Origin of the sequence: Sulfurimonas sp., assembly GCF_029027585.1 — a bacterium.
Classification (GTDB): Bacteria; Campylobacterota; Campylobacteria; order Campylobacterales; family Sulfurimonadaceae; genus Sulfurimonas.
Genome location: NZ_CP093397.1, coordinates 956,256 through 981,775 on the forward strand (window position 1 = coordinate 956,256; position 25,520 = coordinate 981,775).

27 protein-coding genes are annotated in these 25,520 nt (G+C 32.2%); 3 read left to right on the forward strand and 24 right to left on the reverse strand.

Going from position 1 to position 25,520, the window contains the following annotated elements:
* The 3 genes from moaA to MOV50_RS05015 form a co-directional block, all read right to left on the reverse strand.
* Complete coding sequence (moaA, locus tag MOV50_RS05005; RefSeq protein WP_321779303.1) at window positions 1–966, reverse strand: GTP 3',8-cyclase MoaA; 966 nt, start codon at window positions 964–966, stop codon at window positions 1–3.
* Window positions 967–970: 4 nt separating this feature from the next.
* The gene (locus MOV50_RS05010; protein WP_321779304.1) at window positions 971–1,651 is read right to left on the reverse strand and encodes a hypothetical protein; all 681 of its coding nucleotides are present in this window, start codon (window positions 1,649–1,651) and stop codon (window positions 971–973) included.
* A gap of 489 nt (window positions 1,652–2,140) precedes the next feature.
* Entirely contained in the window at window positions 2,141–3,475 is a 1,335-nt protein-coding gene (locus MOV50_RS05015) for a hypothetical protein (RefSeq protein WP_321779305.1), read from the reverse strand.
* A gap of 264 nt (window positions 3,476–3,739) precedes the next feature.
* On the opposite strand from MOV50_RS05015, the gene MOV50_RS05020 reads away from it, so the two are divergent.
* Window positions 3,740–4,204, forward strand: coding sequence for an RDD family protein (locus MOV50_RS05020; protein ID WP_321779306.1), 465 nt, complete (start codon window positions 3,740–3,742; stop codon window positions 4,202–4,204).
* Between the two features lie 202 nt (window positions 4,205–4,406).
* Here the strand turns inward: MOV50_RS05020 and MOV50_RS05025 are convergent, their stop codons facing one another.
* The 5 genes from MOV50_RS05025 to mnmG all read right to left on the reverse strand — a co-directional run bounded on the left by MOV50_RS05025 (window position 4,407) and on the right by mnmG (window position 9,867).
* Entirely contained in the window at window positions 4,407–5,351 is a 945-nt protein-coding gene (locus tag MOV50_RS05025) for a c-type cytochrome (RefSeq protein WP_321779307.1), read from the reverse strand.
* Window positions 5,352–5,360: 9 nt separating this feature from the next.
* Entirely contained in the window at window positions 5,361–6,575 is a 1,215-nt protein-coding gene (locus MOV50_RS05030) for a cytochrome bc complex cytochrome b subunit (RefSeq protein WP_321779308.1), read from the reverse strand.
* Between the two features lie 14 nt (window positions 6,576–6,589).
* Window positions 6,590–7,120, reverse strand: coding sequence for a ubiquinol-cytochrome c reductase iron-sulfur subunit (gene petA / locus MOV50_RS05035; RefSeq protein WP_321779309.1), 531 nt, complete (start codon window positions 7,118–7,120; stop codon window positions 6,590–6,592).
* Window positions 7,121–7,181: 61 nt separating this feature from the next.
* A complete protein-coding gene (locus MOV50_RS05040; protein WP_321779310.1) occupies window positions 7,182–7,988 on the reverse strand; it encodes a hypothetical protein in 807 nt (268 codons plus the stop codon).
* Window positions 7,975–9,867 (reverse strand): tRNA uridine-5-carboxymethylaminomethyl(34) synthesis enzyme MnmG, encoded by a 1,893-nt coding sequence (mnmG, locus tag MOV50_RS05045; RefSeq protein WP_321779311.1) that lies wholly within the window; start codon window positions 9,865–9,867, stop codon window positions 7,975–7,977. Before mnmG ends, MOV50_RS05040 begins: the two co-directional genes overlap by 14 nt.
* 88 nt (window positions 9,868–9,955) lie before the next feature.
* Between mnmG and MOV50_RS05050 the strand changes: the two genes are divergently transcribed.
* Complete coding sequence (locus tag MOV50_RS05050; RefSeq protein ID WP_321779312.1) at window positions 9,956–10,639, forward strand: tetratricopeptide repeat protein; 684 nt, start codon at window positions 9,956–9,958, stop codon at window positions 10,637–10,639.
* Window positions 10,640–10,647: 8 nt separating this feature from the next.
* Complete coding sequence (ribE, locus tag MOV50_RS05055; RefSeq protein WP_321779313.1) at window positions 10,648–11,259, forward strand: riboflavin synthase; 612 nt, start codon at window positions 10,648–10,650, stop codon at window positions 11,257–11,259.
* Here the strand turns inward: ribE and MOV50_RS05060 are convergent.
* The 16 genes from MOV50_RS05060 to MOV50_RS05135 form a co-directional block, all read right to left on the reverse strand.
* Window positions 11,256–12,005, reverse strand: a complete 750-nt coding sequence (locus tag MOV50_RS05060; RefSeq protein WP_321779314.1) for a tRNA (5-methylaminomethyl-2-thiouridine)(34)-methyltransferase MnmD — start codon at window positions 12,003–12,005, stop codon at window positions 11,256–11,258. The genes ribE and MOV50_RS05060 overlap by 4 nt on opposite strands.
* Window positions 12,005–12,451, reverse strand: a complete 447-nt coding sequence (locus tag MOV50_RS05065; RefSeq protein WP_321779315.1) for a hypothetical protein — start codon at window positions 12,449–12,451, stop codon at window positions 12,005–12,007. The genes MOV50_RS05060 and MOV50_RS05065 overlap by 1 nt, the downstream gene beginning before the upstream one ends.
* Before the next feature lie 5 nt (window positions 12,452–12,456).
* Window positions 12,457–12,759 (reverse strand): hypothetical protein, encoded by a 303-nt coding sequence (locus MOV50_RS05070; protein ID WP_321779316.1) that lies wholly within the window; start codon window positions 12,757–12,759, stop codon window positions 12,457–12,459.
* Window positions 12,760–13,266, reverse strand: a complete 507-nt coding sequence (gene luxS, locus MOV50_RS05075) for an S-ribosylhomocysteine lyase (protein WP_321779317.1) — start codon at window positions 13,264–13,266, stop codon at window positions 12,760–12,762.
* Between the two features lie 202 nt (window positions 13,267–13,468).
* Window positions 13,469–14,425, reverse strand: coding sequence for a thiamine pyrophosphate-dependent enzyme (locus MOV50_RS05080; RefSeq protein WP_321779318.1), 957 nt, complete (start codon window positions 14,423–14,425; stop codon window positions 13,469–13,471).
* Between the two features lie 10 nt (window positions 14,426–14,435).
* A complete protein-coding gene (locus tag MOV50_RS05085) occupies window positions 14,436–15,659 on the reverse strand; it encodes a 2-oxoacid:ferredoxin oxidoreductase subunit alpha (RefSeq protein WP_321779319.1) in 1,224 nt (407 codons plus the stop codon).
* A 2-nt stretch (window positions 15,660–15,661) separates the two neighbouring features.
* The gene (locus MOV50_RS05090) at window positions 15,662–16,054 is read right to left on the reverse strand and encodes a 4Fe-4S dicluster-binding protein (protein ID WP_321779320.1); all 393 of its coding nucleotides are present in this window, start codon (window positions 16,052–16,054) and stop codon (window positions 15,662–15,664) included.
* Window positions 16,055–16,064: 10 nt separating this feature from the next.
* A complete protein-coding gene (locus MOV50_RS05095; protein ID WP_321779321.1) occupies window positions 16,065–16,622 on the reverse strand; it encodes a pyruvate flavodoxin oxidoreductase subunit gamma in 558 nt (185 codons plus the stop codon).
* A 68-nt stretch (window positions 16,623–16,690) separates the two neighbouring features.
* Window positions 16,691–17,347, reverse strand: coding sequence for an HAD family hydrolase (locus MOV50_RS05100; RefSeq protein ID WP_321779639.1), 657 nt, complete (start codon window positions 17,345–17,347; stop codon window positions 16,691–16,693).
* 12 nt (window positions 17,348–17,359) lie between these two features.
* The gene (locus tag MOV50_RS05105; protein WP_321779322.1) at window positions 17,360–18,640 is read right to left on the reverse strand and encodes a DUF2130 domain-containing protein; all 1,281 of its coding nucleotides are present in this window, start codon (window positions 18,638–18,640) and stop codon (window positions 17,360–17,362) included.
* Window positions 18,641–18,651: 11 nt separating this feature from the next.
* On the reverse strand, window positions 18,652–20,832 hold the full coding sequence (locus tag MOV50_RS05110) for a hypothetical protein (RefSeq protein WP_321779323.1): 2,181 nt from the start codon (window positions 20,830–20,832) through the stop codon (window positions 18,652–18,654).
* On the reverse strand, window positions 20,829–21,140 hold the full coding sequence (locus MOV50_RS05115; RefSeq protein ID WP_321779324.1) for a hypothetical protein: 312 nt from the start codon (window positions 21,138–21,140) through the stop codon (window positions 20,829–20,831). Before MOV50_RS05115 ends, MOV50_RS05110 begins: the two co-directional genes overlap by 4 nt.
* Before the next feature lie 115 nt (window positions 21,141–21,255).
* Window positions 21,256–21,822 carry an MATE family efflux transporter gene (locus MOV50_RS05120; RefSeq protein ID WP_321779325.1) on the reverse strand — a complete coding sequence of 189 codons (567 nt, stop codon included), beginning with the start codon at window positions 21,820–21,822 and terminating at the stop codon, window positions 21,256–21,258.
* The gene (locus MOV50_RS05125) at window positions 21,785–22,570 is read right to left on the reverse strand and encodes an MATE family efflux transporter (protein WP_321779326.1); all 786 of its coding nucleotides are present in this window, start codon (window positions 22,568–22,570) and stop codon (window positions 21,785–21,787) included. Before MOV50_RS05125 ends, MOV50_RS05120 begins: the two co-directional genes overlap by 38 nt.
* A gap of 38 nt (window positions 22,571–22,608) precedes the next feature.
* Window positions 22,609–24,117: a peptide-binding protein gene (locus tag MOV50_RS05130; protein ID WP_321779327.1), complete on the reverse strand. Its 1,509-nt coding sequence runs from the start codon at window positions 24,115–24,117 to the stop codon at window positions 22,609–22,611.
* A gap of 10 nt (window positions 24,118–24,127) precedes the next feature.
* Window positions 24,128–25,483, reverse strand: a complete 1,356-nt coding sequence (locus tag MOV50_RS05135) for a hypothetical protein (RefSeq protein ID WP_321779328.1) — start codon at window positions 25,481–25,483, stop codon at window positions 24,128–24,130.
* Window positions 25,484–25,520: the final 37 nt, after the last annotated feature.

Consider the following 25,520-nt stretch of genomic DNA (forward strand, 5'->3'; position numbering starts at 1 on the left):
CTAGCCACCAGTTTCATAAAAAGCGCGAGAAGAAACTTCCGCGTCATCTCCACCCCAGCGATTCTTTTCAGGCTTTGTTCTAACAACTTCCCTAAGTACTTGGGCAGCTGCTTTAATATCTCCCGCTTTTATAGCTTTTGATATACTTATAGCTTCATCAAAGTAAAGACAAGGGATAAGATTACCTTCTGCGGTAAGTCTTATGCGGTTACATTGTTTACAAAAATCATCTGCATAAGGCTCTATAATTCCAAATCTATAACCATCTTTCATAGTAAAATAATGCGAAGGGGAAGAGCCATCAAAGCCATCATCACTAAACTCATACTTTGTTCTTAAAATATTTAAAAGCTCATCAGATTTTAAACCTTTTATCTCTTTAGATGCAAAAGAATTTTCCATATACTCTATAAACCTTATGCTCATTGAACGCTCTTTACAATACTCTAAAACATCAATGATTTCATCTGCATTTACATTTTTCATCGGAACCATATTTACTTTAACTTTTAGTCCAACTTTTAGTGCTTCTTCAACGCCTTGCAAAACATTTTTTAAAACATCTTTTTGTGCTATATCTTTAGCTACTTCAGGTTTTAGTGTATCTATGCTTACATTTATGCGTTTGAGTCCTGCATCTTTTAACTTTTGTGCAGTTCCTTTTAAGAGATAGGCATTTGTAGTCATTGCTAAGTCTATACTAGGCTTATAAGTATAAATCATATTTATAAACTTATCTAAATCCTCTCGTAAAAGTGGTTCTCCACCTGTTATGCGAATTTTCTTTACGCCTTCATCTATTGCTATCTTCATAAACTCAAAAAGTTCTTCAAAATTAAGAAGATTCTCTTTAGGAACCCATGAAAATGGTTTTTCTGGCATACAGTACTGGCATCTAAAGTTACATCGTTCTGTTACTGAAACTCTTAAATAATCAACTACTCTGTCATAAGAATCTATTAGCATCTATCTACTTGTTTAATATATTTATTTTTAAAGCTTTGAACTCTTCATCAGTAACTATACCTTTTTCTTTCATCTCGAAAGCCTTCATAATTTCATCTGTTTTTGAAACTTGAGGAGAAGATACCGCAGGAGGAAGAGTTACTTTCTGTGGAGTTGTAACAGGGACAACAGCAGGTGCTACAGCAGCTTTAACTTCCATAGATTCTTTTTCTTTAGGGTTTACAAATTCTGTAATGATATTTTCACTAGATTCTTCCGAAGAACCTGCAAGCCCTGTTTTAGTTATCTCTTTTGAACCAATAGAATTATTTATTTGTTCAAAATTAACAATACCATCTTCTGAAGAACTTATTTTAAGATAATATGTTTTTCCTTCTTTAAAGTTCATTTTTAATACTTTTTCAGATATCTGTTTTTTTGTAGCTGAAATAGTCATAGCTTGAGGTTTTAGGTTTAAGACAATATATTCACCCTCTTTTAGTCTTTGCATATATGGTTTATTATTAATACGAATACTATACTCTGGATCACTACTTCCATCGTCTGATCTTATTTCTACATTTGCATATATATAAACTAATGCAGCTTTTTCAAGCACTTTTTGCTCTTTGAAAGGTGTTTTATTTCCACAAGCACTAACTAACAGAAGGGTGATTAACAGTAGTAAAATTTTTGTGATTTTCATAAGTTTCTCTTTTGTTTAATATAAAATAGATTATATCATAAAGAGTTTTGAGTAAAATTAAGCTTAGCTAGTTATTTCACCTGCATTTGTACCAATATAAACTATAGTCCCAATAAAAAAAGCAATAGTTGCTATAACAATAAGTTCCATTATAAATCCTTTAAGCTTTTTATTTTATTTTTTATTTTTTTGTCAATAATAATAACAGAAATAGTCAATGAAATAATAGAGATAAGTCCGCTAACAACTTTTATAGTTGTTGCTGTTTCATAATTATTAATCAACCAAGCATTAAACTAATAGTAGTGATAACTATAATGCTTAACCATACTTTTAAATAATTGAGTTCTTCTCTTATTTCATCTATTTGTGCCATTTAACAATTATACCATAAAGAGTTTTGAGTAAAATTAATGTAAGAAGGTATTCCCACGCAAAGCGTGAGAATAAAGTTTTGCGATAAATCGCGTCTATTAAGCTAAGTGCTTATTAGAAGTTGTAACGAGCCCAAACACGAATTTTATTTTGTGAATCATACTCACGCTTTGCTACAGTAGCTTTTTCTGACCATGCACGGTTAACCCATGCTGCGAAGTATTGAATACCACCAGCTTTAACTTTATAAATTAAATCAAACTCACCATAGTCAGTCTCTTTGTTACCAGCCGTATTATTCATAAGATTAGATTTACCAGCAGAAGTAGCAGCATACTGAGCAATGATTTTACCGTAGTCCCCAGTGTTATAAACACCTTTAACCATAAAAGTATTTGCATCTAAAGCAATTGCATCTTGATTATATACCATTTGAGTGTATAAAGGAGTTTTTATACCACCAGTATTTTTAAGAACATGATTTGCTTTATTATCATCACCATCAACTGATGTATAAGCTAAACAAAAAGATAAAGAATCCATTGGTTTTAAACCAACTTTAATACCCATAGCAGATGTTGTAGCAACATCTACAGAAGATAGTTTACCACCACTTATTTGTCCAGCTTGAAGACCAAACTTAAGTCCAAGAGGTAAATCTTTTCCAGCTACTTTTACATCTGCCCATAGAGCTGTTGCACCATTATTACCAAGATCTAAAGCAGCTACTTTAGCTAAGTTGTAATATGAAAGTGTAATAGCAGTCATAGGAATAGACTTATTTGCTACAGTAACCATGTAAGCAGTACCTTGAACAGCAAGTGTAGTATTTCCACCTACTGTACCAGTATTTGCATTAGCATTAATATTACCAAGAGTGTTAATATCTGTAGATCTGTTACCACCTGCTACATATGCACCAACTAAAGTAGTATCTGGAATATCACTATTAACAACTAAGATAGCATCAAAAGTATTTTTAAATACATTCCAACCTTCTGAGAAAGCAAAAGGAGAAAGTGATTTAGGAAGCTCTTGACGACCTATTTTAGCAGTAGTCTTACCAAGTTTTTTAGCAACAAAGATTTTTGTTAATGCTATTTGGTTTTGAGCATCATTACTTGAAGTTGTTACACCACCACCTTGCTTAACACCATTTACAAGATTTTTTTCTAAACCCATAGTACCTAAGTAAGTAAGTTGAGAACCAAAAGTAAAGTTATTTTTAAGGTCAGCATCTAAATTCAACTGAACACCAACATTTCCAGTTGAAGCACCATTATCAGTAGAGCTATCGAAAAGTTTTTTACCATCAGTTCCATTATCTGAACCTGTCTCATAATAAACAACCGCTTGACCAGTTGTAACGATATCTATACCCTTATCTGCAGCCATTGCAGATGTAACGATTAGCGACGCTGCCGCTAAAGAAACTAAAGTTTTTTTCATATTAATTCTCCTGTTTTATTCAGCACTAAGACTTTGATAAAAAAGTGATAGTAGCTTCTAGGGTTTATTATACAAGGACATTTTTTAAATTAAGTTGAAATTATATGTATTATTTGCTATTTGTTTACTTTTTAGGAGTATTTCGCTATTTATTCATGAATTGTCATTCATTATTTGTAGTTTTTCGCTATATTACTAACTTCCAAATATTATCATACAAAAAGTCTAATACAAAATAAACACCTTATTTGCTATAATCATCTTATGAGATTTAGAAATATTAAAAATAAAAATAAACAAAATACTGACCAAATCAAGCCAAAATACACACATGCTAGAGTTGTAAATAGAATAAAAGCCTTTATAACTGATATGTTTATGATTTATATGCCAATTATGTTTGTAGTTACTTATGTCATTGTAAGTGGTAAAGATGCACTTCAAGCATCTGAGTTTGCTCCATTTCTTGGAACTCTTACTTATGGAATTGTATACAGTATATTTTTAACAAAACTTGGACAAACTCCTGGTAAAAAAGCCTATGATTTAAAAGTAGTTAATGCAAAAACTGGTGAGTACATTAGTTTTTTTAGAGCTATGTTAAGATTTGTAGCATTTTTATTTACTGCTACTACTGTTTTAGGTTTGCTTGTTTCGTTTTATAGAAAAGATAGAAGAAGTTTACATGATTTAATAAGTGGAACTTTAGTGGTTGTAGAAAAAAAGTAAAAAATTGATATCGATTGTCACTCCGAGCGTAGCAGTCTAAATGTTTAGATTGCTTCGTTCCTCGCAATGACGAAGATAAGTGCTTTAACACAAAAGTAACTCAAGCGGAAGTAAAATAAATTTCTGACTCCAAAGGAGTCAAGCTTCAGTGACCAGAGCGGTCGAAGCGAAGCAAAAGGAACGAGTTCCTTTTGCTATTTAATTAATGTAAGTCTTTCCAAACTTGTTTTTTCCATAAGAAAGCAAAGATTGCGAATATAAAAGTATAAAGCATAACTTTAATTCCAACCGACGCTCTTTCATGGCGTTTAGTATCTCCAGAATCTAACATATACTCAACGATTTTATCCATACTATCAGCTGTTATACCAACACGAGGCATAGAAGTTCCTGCTAAATGGTTTTGAGGATTTTCAACAAAAGTTTCTATGTACTGTTGTGAACGAGAACGAATGTACATACTTAAATCTGGTGGTAATTTACCCATATAAGCTTTAAGTGAATCTTGATACTCTAATACTTTAATATCAAAAGCTAAAGAATCTTTTTCATGTTTAAATCTAGGTTTAGTACCTATTTGAGTCCATTTTTCATACTTGACTGCATGACACCTACCACAAGCATTCTCAAACGCCATAGGAGGTGTTACTTCAGATTCACTAACAGCGATTGACTTAAGATAAGCTACCGTATCAGCTATTTCTTGGTCTATATCTCCACCCATTCCATAAAATGCTACCATTGGGTGCATCTGACCTTTAGCCTCATCGAATTTATGTTCAACATTTAAAGCGTGTGCAGGATTTTTAATCAAGTCAGCTAAAAATTTAGCATCATAAATTACACCTACATTACTTAAATCTGGTGGATTAACGCCATAACTTCCAGCTGCCATAACTGCATCCATAGGAGCATGAATGCCTTCTTTAGTTATAGAGTGACAACCTGTACAACCTGCATTTGTTACTAATTCTTTCCCATTTACCGCATTTCCTGTTTTTGTAATCTCAGGTAAATCTGAATATGTGAAATTTTGAGAATCTACATGCTTGTGCATTACATGGTGAGCATAAGGCTCAACCAAATAGTAAGTTACAAGCGAAAAGAATACAACGACTGCTAATATTAATGGTTCTTTATTTTTCATCTTATCTCCCTATAACTTTTTTTCAAATGTTGTAATGATTGGTAAAATTACCCACATAGCAACAAATAATATAGCCGAAACTAAACCGATTTGACTAAATATACCTTCTGGAGGTAATTTACCCATAGCCGTAAGAACAATCATGTTACTCAGCATTAACCAGAACCATATTTTAAATAGTCCACGACGGTTTGCAGGAACAGCATTTGGACTTCTATCTAAGAATGGTAAACCAACAAAGATACCTTGTGCAAAAGCAAATAATATTAAACCTGTATCAATAGAGAATGGACGAAGAATTTCATACGACCATAAGAAGTACCACTCAGGATAAATATGTGCTGGTGTCTTAAGTCCATCAGCAGGGTCAAAGTTTACAGGGTCCATAGCGAAACCATAGTTATAAAACACAAGATAGAAGAAGAATATTAAATAAATTCCAACAACCATCATATCTTTAGACATAAAGTCATTTGCAAAACGCATAACTTTACTACCAGCTTTATCGCCAGCTAAATATTTTTTAGACTCAGCATCAAAATCAATCTCTTCACCATCTTGATTATTAACATGAGGAATTCTTAGTGCAGCAAAATGAAGACCAATAAGACCCATAATCGCTATAGGTACAAGAAGTACATGAAGCATAAAGAAACGACCTAAGAATGCTTGAGCAGGAACATAATCCCCACGAATCCACTCAACAAGTCCATCAGCGTGTAAAGAACCACCAGAGAAAAGGTTAGTAATAACCATACCTGCCCAGTAACTCATTTGACCCCATGGTAACATATACCCTGAAAATGCTTCAGTTGAAAATGCGATAAATAATAACATTCCCGTTAACCAAATCATCTCACGACCTTTTTTATAAGAACCGTAGTAGATACCTGTAAACATGTGAATATACATGATTAAGAAAACAACAGATGCCGCAACACCATGAACATGTCGCCATAACCAACCAAAACCAACTTCTCTCATGATAGTGTAGTTTACACTGTAAAATGCACCCTCAACAGTTGGTACATAGTACATCAATAAGAATATACCTGAAACTAAAAGAAAAACGAAAGTGATTACAAGAACCATACCCATCGCCCACAAGAAGTTTATATTTTTCGGAATCCAATACTCAGATGCCATAACTTTTTCAACTTTTTCAATTGCCAATCGTTGGTTTAACCAATCTTTAACACTTGTTGCCTTTGTAAAATGTGCCATTTACTCTCCCCTTTCTATAGCGTAACGCCAGTTTCTTTCATCTTTTTGAACTCTGGACCAACTTCACCTAAAACCAATGTATTTCCCTCAATTTTAAATGGAGGTATATCTAAGCCGCGTGGTGGTGGTACTTTTTTTACTAGACCAGATGCGTAAAATTGTCCACCATGACATGCACATAAAAAATCATTTTCTGCTGGTCTAAATGCTGGAATACAGCCTAGGTGTGTACAAAGACCAATAGCAACCATAAAGTTAGCATCGCCAATTTTAATGTTTCTAGCTTCAGCTGCTTCGTTGCCCTTTTCTGTTTCCATTACTGCTGCAGATTTTTTAAGTACAAAGATTGGCTTCCCTCTCCATTTCTCTGTAACCATAACACCCTCTTCATATATACTCATATCAAGAGTTGTAAAACCTGCTGCTTTAACGCTTGGAAGTGGATCCCAACTACTCTTCATTGCAACCAATGAACCTACTGCACCTACTGCCGCAACGGCACCAAATGCTTTCCCCATAAAACCTCTACGGCTACTGTTTTGCATATCTGCTCACTTTAGTGTGAATTTTTAAAGGCTTATTATATACTAAATTACTTTTAAGTAATCATAAATTTAAGTTTTCTTTTATAAATTTATATGTTTGAGAGCCCTTTTGTTGCACTTGGTAATACTCACGAGTGTGTAAATCTTCTAGCACCATCACAAGTTCTTTTTTATCATAACCTTTTATAACAGGAATATTTAGTTTATCAAATATTTTTTGATACTTATCAGTATAATCTTCTCTTTGAATATAAATAGGTTTTCCTCCAGATGCAAGATTTTCTAAAACAGCTTGAGGGGATGGTGTGATTAAAATTTTTGATTTTGTAATCAGTTCATCATATTCTTCAAACTCATGATGTTTAGGAAATTTTTCTCTTAGCATATCTTCATAATCTAAAAAATAATAAAATCCTAACTGTAAGTCTAAATCTAATCCATCAAAAAAAGAAAAATTTTTCTCTAAATCTTTTTCATAATCATCATCACCAAAAAAAAGTGACATCTCTATAGTTTTATCGACCTTCTCGAAATATTTATCATCTACTACTACCATCTCATTTTTTATATGTAAAAAAGAAGAAAAATATTGTTTCATATCTTCAAGCATTATTGGGTTTGCTTCATCAGAATCAAAAATAAGTTTATCCCCATTATTTGCAATTTGGGGAATATTTCTAACAACATCAATCCCTACACTTTTCTCAATCCCAAAGTCACAAGCAACTTGCGCTATACGAAAATCAGAACAAAGAAGTGTTATATCAACATCTTTAAAAAGTCTAAGTATTGTACACGCTCTTCTAAACCTATCTAAACCTATTCGATGCCCTGTGTGTACATAGTAGTATATTTTAGGATTGTGCATTTCTCTCTCTTTTTTGTGCAATTTTTATATATATATGAAGTATCTCTATTGCTGCTGGGGTTATACCACTTATTTGCATCGCAGCTTGAAGAGTTGGAGGATTAAAAGTTTCAAGTTTTTCTACTATTTCATTAGATAAACCACTTACTATTTTAAAATCAAACCCATCTGGAATCTTGATTTTTAAATACTTTTTCATTCTTTGTATCTCTTGAGTTTGTTTCTCAACATAACGAGAATACTTTCCTTCTACAAAAATTTCTTCTTTTATATAATCATTATGTATCGCTAATTCTGGAACTATTTTTATCATCTTCGCCACATCAAACGATTTTCTTGCAACTAGTTGTTGTGCAGTTGATATATCTTTTATAGGTGCCTCTCCCATTTCCTCTAAAACAGATATAAACTCTTTATTTGGAGTAAACTTTGTATTTTCTAAAAGTAAAGCACCCTCTTTAATTTGTTTGTTTTTCAGTTTAACACCCTCATAAAACTCATCACTTAAAAGACCTAGTTCATGTCCATATTTACTAAGTCTTGTATCTGCTGATTCTTCTCGAAGTAAAAGTCTATACTCCGCGCGAGAAGTAAACATACGGTAAGGCTCGTTTGTTCCTTTTGTTACTAAATCATCAATCAAAACACCTATATAGGCTTCATCTCTTCTAAGTATAAGAGGCTCTTTACCTTGAAGCGAAAGAGATGCATTTATCCCCGCCATAAGCCCTTGTGCGGCTGCTTCTTCATAACCTGTTGTTCCATTAATTTGTCCAGCTAAATAGAGTCCGCTTATTTTTTTAGTTTCAAGAGAGTGTTTAAGTTCTCTTGGATCTACAAAATCATACTCTATGGCATAGCCATAACGCACAATTTTTGCATTTTGCATACCCTCTATTGATTGAATCATCTCTCTTTGAACTTCTGGAGGTAAAGATGTGCTCATACCATTTATGTAGCACTCTGTGTTGTCCATTGTTTGTGGTTCTATAAAAAGGTGATGTCTATCTTTATCACGGAACTTACTAACTTTATCTTCAATACTTGGGCAATATCTTGGACTTTTTCCTTCTATTTGACCTGTAAAAAGTGGTGCTCTATAAAAATTTGATTCTATGATATTATGAGTATTTTCATTTGTGTAAGCTATGAAACATGGAAGTTGCTTTTTTGTTGCTCTAAACTCCTCACGAGATGTTCTAAAACTAAATGGACTTGGTAATTCATCTCCACCTTGTTCTTCCATAACACTAAAATCAATAGTTGAACTATCTATTCTCGCACAAGTTCCTGTTTTAAGTCTTGCCATATTTAATGAACAATCATCTCTAAGAGAATCACTAAGCCCAACACTTGTCTGTTCACCAAAACGACCACCAACCTGTTGCACTTCACCAATATGAATAATGCCTTTTAAAAATGTTCCACTTGTTATGATGACTTTTTTTGCTCTATATTCATTAAGTAGGTCAGTTTTTACACCCTTAACAATTTCTTGTTCAATGATTAAACTTTCAACCATTTCTTGAACTAAATCTAAATTTGAAGTATTTAAAATAGTATTTCTAGCGATTACTCTGTATTTGTCCATATCTATTTGCGCACGACTTCCACGAACTGCTGGACCTTTAGTTTGGTTTAATATACGAAACTGTATCCCTGCTTCATCAGTAAGTAAGCCCATTTCGCCACCAAGTGCGTCTAACTCACGAACTAGATGTCCTTTTGCTAAACCACCAATAGCAGGATTACAGCTTGTCGCTCCAACATTTTCTGCCAGCATTGAAATCATTAAAGTTTTGTTACCTATTCTCGCAGATGCTAGGGCCGCTTCTATACCAGCATGTCCACCACCAACTACTATTACATCATAATTCATTTATAATTTCCTTATTTAAATCGAATTTTATCATTTTTCAGTATGATTTGCATAATATATAAAGATTACTCGAGGTATTTAAATAATTATGATAAAAAAAGCACATGAAGCATATAACAAAGAAGACTTTAAAACAGCATTTGAGCTTTACACAGAGTTAGCATCTACAAATGCAGATGCTATGACATCTCTAGGATTTATGTATCAAAATGCTATAGCTTGCCAAAGAGATGATAAAAAAGTAGTTGAGTACTATGAAAAGGCAGCCGAGCTTAAACAACCTTATGCTATTTTTAATTTAGCTATTTTATATATGAATGGTTTATGTGGCGTAGAGCATGACCAGTTTAAGGCTCATGAACTTCACATGCAGGCAGCTGAGTTAGAAGTTCCACCTGCTATGTATGAAGTAGCTCTTATGTTAGAGCGTGGTCTTGGGTGTTTACAAAACTACTCAGAAGCTGCTTTTTGGTATGAAGAGGGAGCAAAAAGAGGACATCTTGAATCTTTTAATAATCTTGGTGTACTATATAAAGATGGTCATGGTGTAGAAGTAGATGAATCTAGATGCTTTTTATGTTTTAAAAAAGCGGCAGATGGTGGCATTGGAGAAGGTTTATATAATTTAGGTCAACTTTATGATCAAGGTTTTGGCTGTGAACAAGACCATGATAAGGCACTTGATTTGTGTAGAAAAGCTGCTTATAAGGGTCACACTAAAGCCAAAGAAATCATCAAAAACTTGCAAAATGATGGTAAAATAGTTTTTTAGGAGAAAGTATGTTTACAGGTTTAATAAGAGAAATAGCAACAATTAAAAGCTTCATCGGAAGTGACTTAAGCATAAGGTCAAAATACAAAGCAAAACTTGGTGATTCCATAGCTATAAATGGTGCGTGCTTAAGTGTTGTAAAACTTTTTTCTGATGGTTTTAGTGTAGAACTATCTCCAGAATCACAAAAGCATCTAGCCTTAGAAAACTTTAAAAATGAAGTTCATATAGAACCGGCAATGATGATGGGCGATAGATTTGAAGGGCATATAGTTCAAGGACATATAGATGCTATTGGAACTATAAAAGAAGTAAGAAATAGCGGAAATTCTTTTGATGTCTTTATAAATGTTGATAAAAAATCTATTCCTTATATTGTACCTAAAGGTTCTATTACCATTGATGGAGTAAGTTTAACTGTTAATGATGTAAATATCGATAATTTTAGACTAACTATCATCCCCATTACAATGAGAGAAACACTCTTTAAAAACTATAAAAAAGGAACAAAAGTAAATATAGAAACAGATATGTTTGCAAGATATGTTTCACACATAATCTCTCATCAGAAAGGTGCTCTTAGTTGGGACGATGTAGATGCTATAAGCGCTAGATATTAATCTCTTAGTGGTTTAGCATCTGGATTACAAGATATTTTATGAGGCATATCTACTTCTTTGAAATTTTGCAATTTTTGTATAGATGCTACCGTTGAAGCTCTTATATTTTTGGAACTATTTATATAGATATTAAAACCATTCTGCCAAAGAGCAAGTCTAGTTGCTAAGGAAATAGAATAAGTTGTTAAGATACCCTCTTCTCTCATAGCTTTTTTCAAATCTTCAAAATATTCCAAAGTCCAAAGAGTCGGATTTGAACTTGGTGAAAAAGCATCTTGATAGACTATGTCAAATTTGTTTGTGAATTTTCTAACATACTCTCTTGCATCTCCTACAAAAACTTCTATATGAAAAAACTCATCATCATAAATACCATCTTCGCAAAGCTTATAAATAATCTCTTTTAAATTTTCAAACTCTTTTGGATATGTGAAATTATTTAAAGAAGATAAAAGAGTGGCATCTAGTTCTGGAGAGTAAATATTTATTTTAGAAATCAAAGAGTTTTTTTTATGATAATAAAGAGTAGCTAAAGTGTTAAAACCAAGCCCATAACAAATATCTAAAATATTTATCTCATCTTTATTTTTTAAAATACTAAATGCTGGTTCAACATGCTTTAAAAGTGACTCGTTTAAAGCACCATCTTTTGTTGAGTGATAATGTTCATCGTATTCTTTTGAATAAGCTGTATATGTTCCATCATCACTTAAAATTATTCTATGCAACTTGTCATTAAATGACATTAAAGACCATTGCCCCACATATGCATCTTTTTTGCCATAATGAGATCATATCCATCTATAATATCTATCTCATTTGCTGCACGAAACTCCATCTCTTCCAAGAGAGTTTTAATCGCTTCTAGGTCTAAGATGCCTTTTTTTTCTAAAATGATTACATTCGCTGTGTTAGCAAGTGTTAAGTAGGAGAGTTTTAAAATCATTTTTTGATTTTCATGTTTTGAAAAAACATCTTTTAATATAACCATATCATGCTCTCTTGGCATCGCACGAAAGGGTTGTGAGAAATTTAGGTTTTGCTCATCATATAAAACTACACTCAATTCCCCATCTACTTTATCCATCATAGAAGATAAAAGTTTAGTCACTTCATCTTCTTTTGTGCAAACTTCCAAGTAATGATTCCCTGGTAAAGGAGTAAAAAGCTGAGAAAACTGTTCTAAATTCATAATATTTAGTAAGCTAAATCGTGCAGTTCTTTAAAAAGATATGCTTCAACTATAGCATCTATACTTCTTTGCGTGTGTGCAACTAAAACCATCATGTTAAGCTCCATAAACGGCCAAACATATTCATTGTCATTTACCACAACAACACACTCACTAAAGTTTTGGAAACCATCTTTTTCTTTTGCGTGAAGTACTTCAACCAACTCACCTTCTTCAACAAGTATCTGAGTCCAAATTTTCACATCGTCTAGTCTTGTTAATGTAGCAACTTGTACTTCTTCAGAATCCATAGGCAGTAAGATATACATCTATTGGTCTACTTTTGATAAATCCAAAGCTAGAGCATCGTTATCCATTATGTCAATGTCTTTACGAAGAATGGTAGATGCTATATCTTTTGCATCTGAGAGAGAATGCATTTTGTAAGTTCCACATTGATAAATATTTAATTCTGGTATATCTTTCTGTTCTTTAACATTTAATATATCTTTCATAGAAGCTTCCCATGCATCTGCGACTACTTCTTCATCTGGTGTACCAAGCACACTCATATAAAAACCTGTTCTGCATCCCATTGGCGATAGGTCAATGATTTCAGTATTTTTAGAGTTTAAATGATCTCTCATAAAACCAGCAAACAGATGCTCTAAAGTGTGAATACCTTCTGATGAAAGCACTTCTTCATTTGGCTTTACAAAACGCAAATCATAAACTGTTATATCATCTCCAGATGGAGTTTTCATTCCTTTAGCTTTACGAACAGCAGGAGCTGGCATGATTGTATGGTCAACTGTAAAAGAGTCTAATAATGGCATATATAATTCCTTAATTTTATTTCATATTTATTTAAGGTATTGTATCAGATTTTGATTTAGATTTATTGAAGTTAAAAGATTATTTAGAAAATCTAAAAAGTTTTAGATTTGGTGCAGATTGTGTTTAACTCAGACTAAGGCTAGGCTAATAGCCTGCCGTGTCTGAGTTAGACGCAAGATGCGCCTAAGCTAAAAGCTTTTTTTAAACTTTTGCTTCTTCACGGCGTTGTAGATACGCCCAGTTAGCATCTACTCTTTCTTGCCACTCTTTGATTAAGTACTTGTACTCATCTTTAAAAAGGTGCTTGAAACGCCCTTGTGCTGCTAAATACTCTTCAACAGGCACAACATTTTTAGGTCTGTAAGTGATATTCCACTCTTTACCTTGAATCACTTCATAAAGTGGGAATACTAATGAATCAGTTGATAAATCAGCTAACAGCATTGTATCTTTAGGATCAAATTTCCACTCAGTTGTACATGGAGATACTGCATTGATAAATACGGCACCCTCTGTTGCAAAACCTTTTTGGATTTTCTTAATCATATCTTTCCATTTATTTGGAGCAACTTGCGCTGCATATGGAATATTATGAGCTGCCATGATACCTAGCATATCTTTTTTGTTTCTTTTTTCACCATAAGAGATTGAACCAGCAGGTGAAGTTGTAGCAGATGAACCAATAGGAGTCGAGCTTGAACGCTGACCACCTGTGTTTGCATATACTTCATTGTCCAGAACAACATACATCATATCGTGGTTTCTTTCCATACAGCCAGAAATCCACTGAAAACCGATATCATAAGATGAACCATCTCCACCAAAAGCTACAAACTTAGGTTTACGATCAGGCTGCTTTAGACGACCTTTTGTTTTAAGTGCATTGTACATTGCTTCAGCACCAGAAACAGCAGTTGAACTATTTTCAAAACCGATATGAATCCAAGATGCATCCCAAGATGTATATGGATAAACAGCAGTACAAACTTCTAGACAACCAGTTGAAGCAGCTAATACTAAATCGTTATTTGTTGCATTTAAAACTTCACGAACAATGATAGAGTGAGCACAACCTGGACATAAAAGGTTTGCACCTTCAAATCTATCAGCAGAAGTTGAGAACTCTTTTAAATTTTTAATTTTTTTCATTTCACTCATTTTCTTCTCCTTATAAGTATGTTAGTTTCGGTCCACGAACACCGATAAACTGTTGTTGTTGAGTAGTTAATTTACCAGCGTCAGCATTTGCTTGAAGCTCAGTATAAAGATCAACTAAATGTTTCTTAGTTAAGTCACGACCACCTAGACCATAAACATATCCAGAAAGTAATACTTTTGAATCAGTATTGATAAGTGAACCAGCAACCTCGTTAAACATTGCTCCTGCCGCACCATTTGGAGATGAACGGTCAAGAACTGCTACTGCTTTTATATTTTCAAGTGCTGCTCGAACTGCCATAAATGGGAAAGGACGAATTACACGAAGACCTACAACACCAGCTTTAATGCCTTTTGCTCTCATCTCAGTTGCAACTTCACGAGCTGTTTCAACTGAAGTACCTAAACAAAATACTGCAACATCAGAATCTTCCATATCATAGCACTCAACTTGATTATATTGACGACCAGTTAGCTTTGCAAAATCTGCAAATACTTCATCAATTTTAGGGCTTACTTTTGTCATAAGGTCATTATGTTGACGAGCTTTATGCTCAAAGTGCCAATCTTCTTCAGTTTGTACTCCATGAGTTACAGGATGTTCAAAATCAAGCATATCGTTCATTGGTTTATAAGTACCAACAAAATTAAATGCTGTGTCATCATCCATAGTTTTTACACCCTGAGCTGTATGAGATGTCATAAAACCATCCTGATTTACAACTATTGGAAGTCTAATACCATGGTCTTCAGAAACTTTAAAAGCAACGAAGTTTAAGTCATAAGCTTCTTGTGGAGAAAAGGCACCAAGTTGAATCCAACCAGCGTCACGACATAAATACATGTCAGAGTGATCACCATTAACATTTAGTGGTGCAGCTAATGCACGATTTACAAGGTTAAGAACTATTGGTAAACGCATACCAGATGCTTGGTAAAGTGTTTCTACCATAAGAGCAAGACCTTGAGAAGATGTAGCAGTTGCAACACGACCACCAGCCGCAGAAGCACCAATACATGCAGACATTGCAGCATGCTCAGACTCAACCATTACAAATTCACCCTCAATATAGTTATCAGACTTGAATTTTGCATAACCCTCAACAATAGGAGTTGATGGAGTAATAGGGTAAGCCGCAACAACATCAACCTGACACTGTCTTAGTGCTTGTGCCGCTGCAAAGTTACCATCCCATACTTCTATATCGATTAATTCCATTTTATCAAATGCCATTACTATTTCTCCTCATCTTTTGCAGGCCACGAAGTGATTTCTGCTTCTTCTTCTGCTTGTTCTGGGAACATTATAAGTGATTTTGGATTTGTTGGACAAACCTCAGCACAAATTCCACAACCCTTACAGTGGTCCATATCTATACCAACCATTTTTTTATCTCTTGATATAATTGAAACATCTGGACAATAAATCCAACAAAATTGACAGTCAATACAGTAATCTTTGTTAAAAATTGGCTTAATTAATCGCCAATCAGCAACACTTGCTGTATATGAACTACTTTGTGAGTAAGAACGATCTTCTTGACTAGTTGCAGCAATGTCCGTAATGCTTCCATCGAATGTACGAAGCATTGCTCCGATTTCAAACTCATCCCATCCTTTTTTCATCATCATAACTCCTTTACTTTACTTCGTCATATGCGCGTTGAATTGCTAGCATATTACCATCAATAATTTTCTGTGGTAATTTACCTAAAACTTTTTTCATGCTTTCTTTAAAAAATTCTATATCATACATCCCAGAAATTTTCATAAACGCACCAAGCATTGGTGTATTTGGAATCGCACGACCAATAGTTTCTTGAGAAATTTTAATACAATCAACAGTATAAACTTCTTTTCCTTCTAGTTTTGGTTGAGCTTTAATTAACTCTTCCGTACTTAAGTGAGAAGTAATAATATATTTTGTATTTTCTTTACCACTAATAGTAACATCAGTAGTAAGTGCTAAAGCAGGATCAATAACAAATACATAATCTGGTTCCATATATTTTTCATGATTCATAATAACTTTATCATCAACACGATTATAGGCTGTCATCGCAGCTCCACGCTTAGCAGACCCGTAAAAGGCGAAAGCTTGTACTTCTTTACCAGTTGTAGAAATAACATTTGCTAAACCTTTTGCACCTGTTACAGCACCTTGACCAGCACGACTATGCCATCTAATTTCTAGCATATATTCTCCTTCTTTTTATTGTATAAGAATTTTCAGTTCTAATGTAGCGTATTTTAGAGAAGTTGCTCTTAAGAGTAGTTGAAAGTTGATATATTCTTATTCTTTAGATGCCTAATAGCTTCAAGTGAATCATTAAATATTATATTTGTATATTGTTTTAAAACATCTATATTGTCATAACCACTTAAAACTCCGATGGAATTTACATTTGCATTTTTAGCAGAAATGAGGTCTAATTTTGTATCGCCTATCATCCAGACTTCTCTGCCCTTTGCATCTAGTATTTCTAAAGCTTTTATTATTGGCTGGGCATCTGGTTTTGGAAACTCTACATCTTCTCTACCTATCAAAACTTCAAAGTATTGCATCAGGTCAAAATACTCCATCAGAACTTTAGAATATTTACCAGTTTTTGTTGTTACTATTCCAAGTGTTGCAAACTCACTTGCTTCTTTCACAGCCTCTTTTGCATTTTTTAAAAGTGTGGTTTTTAGGGTAGAAATTTTTCTATACTCTTCTTTATATGTAGCAACAAAATCCCAAACTTCTTCTTCATTTATTCCTAATTTAGCATACATAATATCAAGAGGATAACCAATAAGAGCCATTATCTTTTCATCAGAGGGATGAGTGGTTTCGTGAACATCAAAAGAGTGATGAAAGGTACTAACTATAGCATCTGTAGAATCTATAAGTGTCCCATCTAAGTCAAAAAGTATAATCATTTTTTTTTGCATCTATACATCTTCCTCATCACTATAAGGTAATTCCAAAGCCTTAACATTACCTATAGCGTTCCCTGCTATACCTTTTATGGAACCATACATACCAATAGTATTGTCAAGAACTTTTTCTATCTGCTTATCTCTTTGTTTCCAAATCCTAGCCATTGAGCGTTTTTCAGTTTCCAAGTCAGTTTTCATGGTTGTAAAGCCTTCAACTATTGCTTCTATCTGCATACTAAACTCTGTACTTGTTAAATAGCCATAGAGCAGACTCATCTTATCTGTTTTATTTTCTTCACTTTTTTTAGCGTGATTTATTTTGATGACACCATCTCTTAACACAGAAGATAAACCTTTAAACTCTTCAAAAGTACAAACCCAAACACCATCAACTAAACCCATTCTCTCCAAAGCAGATGGTAAAACCTCTGTTACTAAAACGCCAACATCTACACTCTTTTCTCGCATATCTGCTTTAAACTTTTCTATCCAAGTTTTTTGAAAATCCTTAGTCCGTTTACTCTCATAATAAATCTTTCCACAGTTTTGAACTTCTCTAGTATGCACTATTTGAATACAATCAGCACCCCTAGCTCCTTTTTTAATCTCCTCAATTACATCAAAAGGATACTTATCTGCAAGATACTCTTCTATCGCCAACTCTTGAACTTCACCTTGGAGTTGCATACTTCCTTGTTCAGCTTTTCTTTGTGCTATTTGTAACTGCTCTTGAAGTTGCTTGAGTTGTTCTTCTTTTTGTTTTAATTTAAGTTCATTTTGTTCATCTGAAGCTTTTTGAATCGCCTGTTTTTCAACTTGAAGCCTTTGAGTTAAAGCTATCTCTGCTTCTGCTTGAACCTTTGAAGTTATCTCTTCTTTTTCTCTTTTTAACTTCTCTATCTCAGCCTTAGACTTATTTAACTCTTTTACTTGATTTGACTTCTCATCAAGTTCTTTCTTTAGTAATGCAATAGACTCACTCTGTTCTTCTTCTAACTCTTTTTTTATACTCTCTTGAAGTTTCTGTTTTTCAATTTTTAGTTGTATTTGTGTCGCTTTTTTGAGCTCTTCATCAAACTTCTCTTGTTGTTCTTTGATGGCTTCTTCTTGAACTTTTAAAGTATCAAATGCTTGTTTATACTCTTTTCGTTTAGCTTCTACTTCATCTCTTAGTTTTTTTTGTTCAGATATATTTTTTTGTTTCAGTTCATCTTCTAATTGATGATAAAGTATATCGTTTACATCTATATCTGTGTTACAATTTGGGCATTTTATTGTTGTTTTAGTTGGCATTATAAGTTTCCTTAATTTGATAAATCACTTATATCAGTATATAATTTTTTTAGATGATGATTAGACATATCTAAAATTGGTTCATACATAAAAGCATTTAGGTGTATATTCTCAGGTGTCATTAAATTAACTTGCTCTATTAATTTTATAGAATTTTTTTCTGTACTAAATTTTCTCTGATATTCTGTAAAGATTGGATAAAACTGTGCTTTCCCACTTGAATATACTTCTGTCATAAATGTATCATCAGAAATACTTAATATCATAAAATCTTCTGTTTTTAATCTTATGGCAATTGCTAATACAATTTTAATTTCTAATTCCATTATTTCACTGGTATCTATGACTATCTCATCACTAAGACTATATATTAAATCAATAACTTTTATATTCCCATTGTTTAATACCAATGTACTTTTATCAATTAATATATTTTTATATATTACTCCTAAATCAGTAATATTTAAATTTTTTGTATCTTCTTTGACATGCAATAATGATGTTAATTTATTATATTCATTGCTATTTGTACCAGTACAATATTCAGATAAATTTCTTATGAAAGGGATTGATGCAATTAACATAATATCATTTTTTTCTAAGTTATCTTTCCAATGCAGAAATGGATTGTTTTGATATTTTTCTCGGAGTAAATCTATTTTTTGATTAGTTTTTAAAACATTTAGTTTTTTATTTCCTGAAATAAGTAGACGACTACTAATTGTTCGGTAAAAATCAAAATTATGAGTTAGTATTATCTGCGAAAAGAAATCAAATTTAGATATATCTTTTAAATATTCAATAATCGCATATTTGTTTTTGTAATCAAAAGAGTCTGCTATATCATCAACTATAAAAAGAGTTTCTTGTTGATTCTGCTTTCTAACTTCAACTTCAAAAATTATATTTAACAAATAAAAAGCTCTTCTTTCTCCTAAACTTAAAACCTCAAAAAGTTCACTCCTAGTTTTTTCTACTGTTTCTCCTGTTAATAAGTCTTTAAAAATAAAATCTAAACTAGGTGTTGTATCTTTCAGAATTACATCATCTTGATTATTTATTTTTAATGAAAATGCAACGGAAAATCTTTCATTAAATATTTTTATTACATTTTCCCAAGTAGTTTCCTGCTCTTTTGCACTTTGTACTATTTCTGCTATTTCTTCTTTCCCTATACGGTATTTAGCCAAAAGAGCAGTATATAAAGCTGCATTGGTAATAAAATAAGAAATCCAAAGCTTTTTTGAAAAACTATCTATATCAACAAGTTCAGTTAATATTTCTCTATTAGTTAATAGGTAGTCACGGAACTGTTCTAGTTCTTTGTTCTTTATTTTAGTGTCTATCTTATTATATATAGTTTGTAATCTCGCATCGCTAAATATTGCTACTTTTTCTACTCTAATTAGTTCTTCCAGTTCGGCAGTATTAGGTATAGTAGTAGTATTCTCTCCATCGAACATATTTACAGAATGCCCCGCAGTAAAAAAATGATTTTGTTCAAGTTGCTTTTGCACTTTGGTTACATGTGATAGATTAAATGTAGATTGAAAGTATGGTGAATCACTTAACAACTCATTATATCTTTCAATATATTCAACTATAATATCACTAACCCCAGTAGTCTTTAAAAATGTAAGTACTTTACTATTAAAAATTTCATTATATTTAATAGTACTATATTCTGCTTCACCAGCAAGAATAGTTTCCTCTAACTCTTCAAGTGTTTCAAAAAAATCACTATCAAAACTATTGATAATTTCTTTTTGAATATTATCACTTGTTTTAGTTAAACCTGATAATATTTTAAGTTCTACAAATAATAATTTTTTTGCTTCATCAATTACAGAATGTATCTCATCATATCTAGTTTTTAATTCTTCATTTACAAGTAAAGTAGATATTTTACCATCAGAAAATTGTTCTTTGTATGATTCTATTACAAATATATTATCAGGTAAAATGTCTGTACCTAGTTCATCTTTTATATTTCTGATTGTAGTTTTGTCAGGAAACATTAGATCCAGTGAATCTTTATTTTGACTAAGGTCTTTAAATGTTTTGGCAAATGATGTTTTCATCACCCCATTGGGAGCATAGATAGAATAAATTTTTCTATCCCTAAAATCAAATGTATAACTTAATTTGTTAATTCCATAACAATTTTCAAGTTCTACTTTAATTTCATTCATGAATATTCATCCCAATCTCTAGCTATTTCCCAATTAGTTTCCCAAGAGATATAGTCAGCTGGATTAAAAATTTCATCTAATTTTACCAAATTGATTATTTGATTTTCTTCTAGTGCCAAATTATGTCTTCCGTTAGGACTATCTAAATCATATAGCTGATATTTTTGTATCTGATTTTTATCTCGTTTACCACAAGCATAATCAAAAGGTACGCATTTTCTTGTTCTATTCACATTGTCTTTTTTTGCAATAAAAGTGACTTCTATCAACTTTTTTTCTTTTATCGCCTCAATAAATATATTTAACATTTTTTTTCCTTTAATTTTACTACTTATCTTTTCAGTTCAGAGGTGATTCCATTCATCATATTTTATCATAAATAAACAATTATATATTTTGTCTAATGACTCGTTAGATTTACTTCTAGCGAAGCTGTTTCAATTTTTTTTCTCCATAAAACCATAAAAAGAGGGCTGAGCTAAAGATGATTATATCTAGCCCTAGCCACATAGAAAAGATACCAAAGTTAAAAATACTTAAGATGCTAAAAAGAACAACAGGGGCTATGAGTTGCCTAAAAACACTTAGAGGAAAGATGATAGCTGGTCTTGCTATACCTTGGAGCATCGCGATATAGACAAAGATTACAACAAAACCATAAGAAGCAAAACCAGCTACACGAAGGTACAAAGCAGCCTCTTTTATAACTAGTGGATCAGAAGTCATCAGCGAAACAAAATAATTTGCAAATAGTAAAAAAGAACTAACTCCTATGGTTGAGATTATCCATCCATAACGAACTGACAGTTTAACAGTCTTAGGAATACGACTGTAAGATTTAGCACCATTGTTTTGAGAGATGATGGCAAGAGCAGCTATATTTATACCGATAACTGGCATTAAAAATATCTGTTCTATCCTCATACCTATACCAAATGCCGCTACTGCCTCTTTACCAAAGGGTGCCACAAAATAGGTTATTATGTACATACCAAATGCCATCATAAACATATTTACACTTGGTGGAAAGCCTTGTTTTAAGAGTTCTTTCATAATGTTTTATATCAAATATCAACTCAGAAAATCCACACCAAAGTTTAGTTTTTCTTACTTTATAAAACAGATAAATAAGAGTAATAGCTTCTGAAATTATAGTTGCTAAAGCAATAGCACTAACGCCCATGCTAAAAACTTTTATAAAAATATAATCTAAAAAAATATTTAAAAAGGCTGTGAAAATAAGGATATTTCTAAAAGAAACTGTATCTCCAGTAGCAGTTAATATAGCATTTAAGAAAAAAGACCCTACAAAAAATATAGAGCCATACAAAATAATATTTATATACTCAAGTGTTTCTTTTGTGTAAGAAGGATCACCAAGAGCATCTATGAGGTAAGGAACACTAAAAATACCCACAATAGCTAAAACTATGGAAAGTAAAGTGGCAAAGACCAAGGAGTTAAGCAGAACTTGTTGAGCTTTAGCTATATCCTTTTTACCTAAGGCATTTCCTATTATAGAAGTTACGGCTTCACTCATACCGATACCTATTGCCAAAACCATAAAAAATATAGACGCAGATAAAGATAATGCGGCAAGAGCCTGTGTAGATATCATACCTGCAAAAATGGTATCTGTAACATTAAACATAGTATGAAAAAAGTAACCAATAACAGCCGGCACTGCCAGTTTTACAATATGATCTTTTATTACACCTTGAGTTAGGTCTATATGCATCTTACACTTCTTTATTAAAATAATTTATGGTCTGCAACTTATTTGTAAGTATCTTTTTCCCATTTTCTATAATTATGCCAGATGCCACTAAGACTTGGCTCAACATTCTTTATATTTTTATTTACAGTTGTTATAGAATTTGGAATATATAAAAATAAATATGGGTTGTCTTTAACTATAATTTTAAACATTTCTCGCCAAAGCTTTCCTAGTTTTTCTCTGTCTATAATGCTTTGTGATTCTTCTATCATCTTATCTATTTTTGGATTTTTATATCCTATGAGATTGAAGCCACCCTTTTTATCATTGTCACTATGCCAAAAAAGATATGGGTCTGGAGTTGAAGAGAGTCCCCAACCTAGAAGTACACTATCAAACTTATTTGGAAAAACTACCATATTTAAAAATGCTTGCCATTCCATAACTCGAAGAGTAACCTCAACTCCAACTTTTTTTAACTGGTGCTGAAGTATCTGTGCAGCGTAAGGTCTTATGGCACTAGAATTTGAAGTTACTATCTCAAAAGTAAAAGGATTTTTTTCATCATAACCTGCTTCTTTTAAGAGTTGTTTTGCTTTTTGTATATCTTGTTTTGGTGCTTTTACATTTTGATTAAAAGCTTTTGTAGCGGGGAGAAAAGGTCCTGTACAAACTTTAGCATGTTTAAAGAACAAGATATCAACTATCTCCTCTCTATTTATCGCCAAAGATAGAGCAAGTCTAACTTTTGGATTTTTAAATTTTTCTTTTCTTAAATTAAAGCCTAAGTAAGTGTAAGAGTGACTTATCTCTTCATAAATATTAAACTTATTAAAAAAGTCATCATTTAACTGTCTTTCATACTGCATCGGCTCGATGCCACCAATATCTAAAGCACCTGATTTTAGCATCAAAAAGCGAGTCATTGGGTCTGCTATTACATGAAAAGAGATTCTGTCTATTTTTGTTCTACCTTCAAAATAATCATCAAAAGCTACTAAAATTATATTTTTTGAATGTTCTAGTTGGTGAAGTTTATAGGCACCTGTACCGATAGGGTTTATGTTAAACTTGGAATTCATCAAGTTTTTTTCATCTTTTAAAATATGCTCTGGTAAAATACCCATCATCCAAGTTTCTAAGGCTTTAAAATATGGTTTTTTATAAGTCACTCGTAAAGTATAAGCATCTATGACTTGAACATCTTTTACAAAACGAAAAGCTGCACTGTATGGAGAAACAACACTTGGAGAGATTAAAGTTTTATATGTAAAAAGAACATCTTTTGCACTAAATTTTTTTCCATCATGCCAAAGTACATTTTTATGTAGTTTAAAAATAAGAGTCGTATCATTTTCATAGTAAAACTCTTTTGCCAAATCACCGATGATAGTAGAAGAATCTTTGTCAAACTTAACTAAACCGTTAAACAAAAATCCTGCTATCTCTGAAGAACTTAAGTCCGTTGCGAGTAGCGGATTTAATCTTGAAGGATTTGCTGATGTTGCTAGATGCAAGGTAGAAGCAAATATATTTAAAGATAAAAAAAAGAGTAATAAAAATCGCACTATATAGCTTTTACTTTATTAGCTTATCGTTTACACTAAGATGCCCATCTATAAACTTAATTACAAAAACAAAATTATTACCTTCTTCTTTAGCAAAAGATTTAGCCATACTTGTTACTGGTACTTTTTTATTTATAAATATAAAAAAATCTTTTGAAAATTTTATGGTTGAGTCAAATTTAATATTTTTCACTAATGATTCTGGAGAATTATTTATATTTTTTGCAAGATTTTGGTCTTGCTTTACAACAAGTTTACTCATCAAACTAAAGCCATCAATAGGAACTTGATTATCAAAAGAGAACTTTTTTATTGAAAAATCTGCGATATTGAGCGTTAAGCCTTTTGAAAAAATTGTTGTTACTGCCTCTTGTATCTTTTTTTCAAACTTTTTAGAATAACTTGATTTTGTGTGTAGAGTTAGTTTTCTAAACTTCTCATAAGCTATTTTATCTACTCCAGTTAAAGCAACATCGTAGTTAAGCTTTGATAAAAGTAGATTTATTTTTTTTGATTTTATTTCAAACTCTTTTAAAGAACTTTTTGCATAAAACTCTGCTTTTTCTCCTTGAGTATTTGATGAAATATTAAACTTAGCATCATCTACTTCAATTGTTGTTATATCACCTTTTTTCTCGTTTATATTCATAGAAAAAGTTTCAATAGTTGCACTAGATACATAAGTACTACTCGAGGCAAAAGTTGAAGAAGACGCGATATTTTTCATTAACAAGTTTATCTTTTCATTTTTTGTACTAATTTCTAGGTTGATTTTTAAAATATGAGATTGTAAACTTTTTGGAGCAATAAGAGGACCCTTACCATAGTAAGTTGCTTCACTTAGTTTAAAAATCATCTTTGTATCATTATCAAAAGTATAATTTTCATCCATATTTTTGATAAAACCAGAAAAAGAATTATCTGCAAGTGAATAACTTATATGATATAAAACACCCTTACTCTCAAGAAGATTTTTTATATATTTATAAAAATTTGCATCTTCTTCTTGCATCTCTTTTTGCATATTTGCAGATAAAGAAAGAGGATAAATATCTACTAAGATATCACTACCAAAAGGAAAGTTACTATACTCAATATCCACGCCAACAAGCACACCACCTATCATGGCATCTACATAAGGAGGAAGTTGAACATCAGAATATTGATTTAAATAGTTTATAAACTTTGGAGCATCTGAGAGTAAAAATTCATAATGATTTTTAGTTTTGAGATAAGTTGAGTTTGTTTTAGCATTTTTAAGCTCTAGCCCATTAGAAGTTAAAACATCTATTCTAGTTGTTAAAATTTCTTGAGTAACTTTGTTGCCAACAAGGGGAGGATTGCTACTGTTGCGATAACTACACAAATAGCTATGATAATTTTTTTCATAAATATACCTTTTA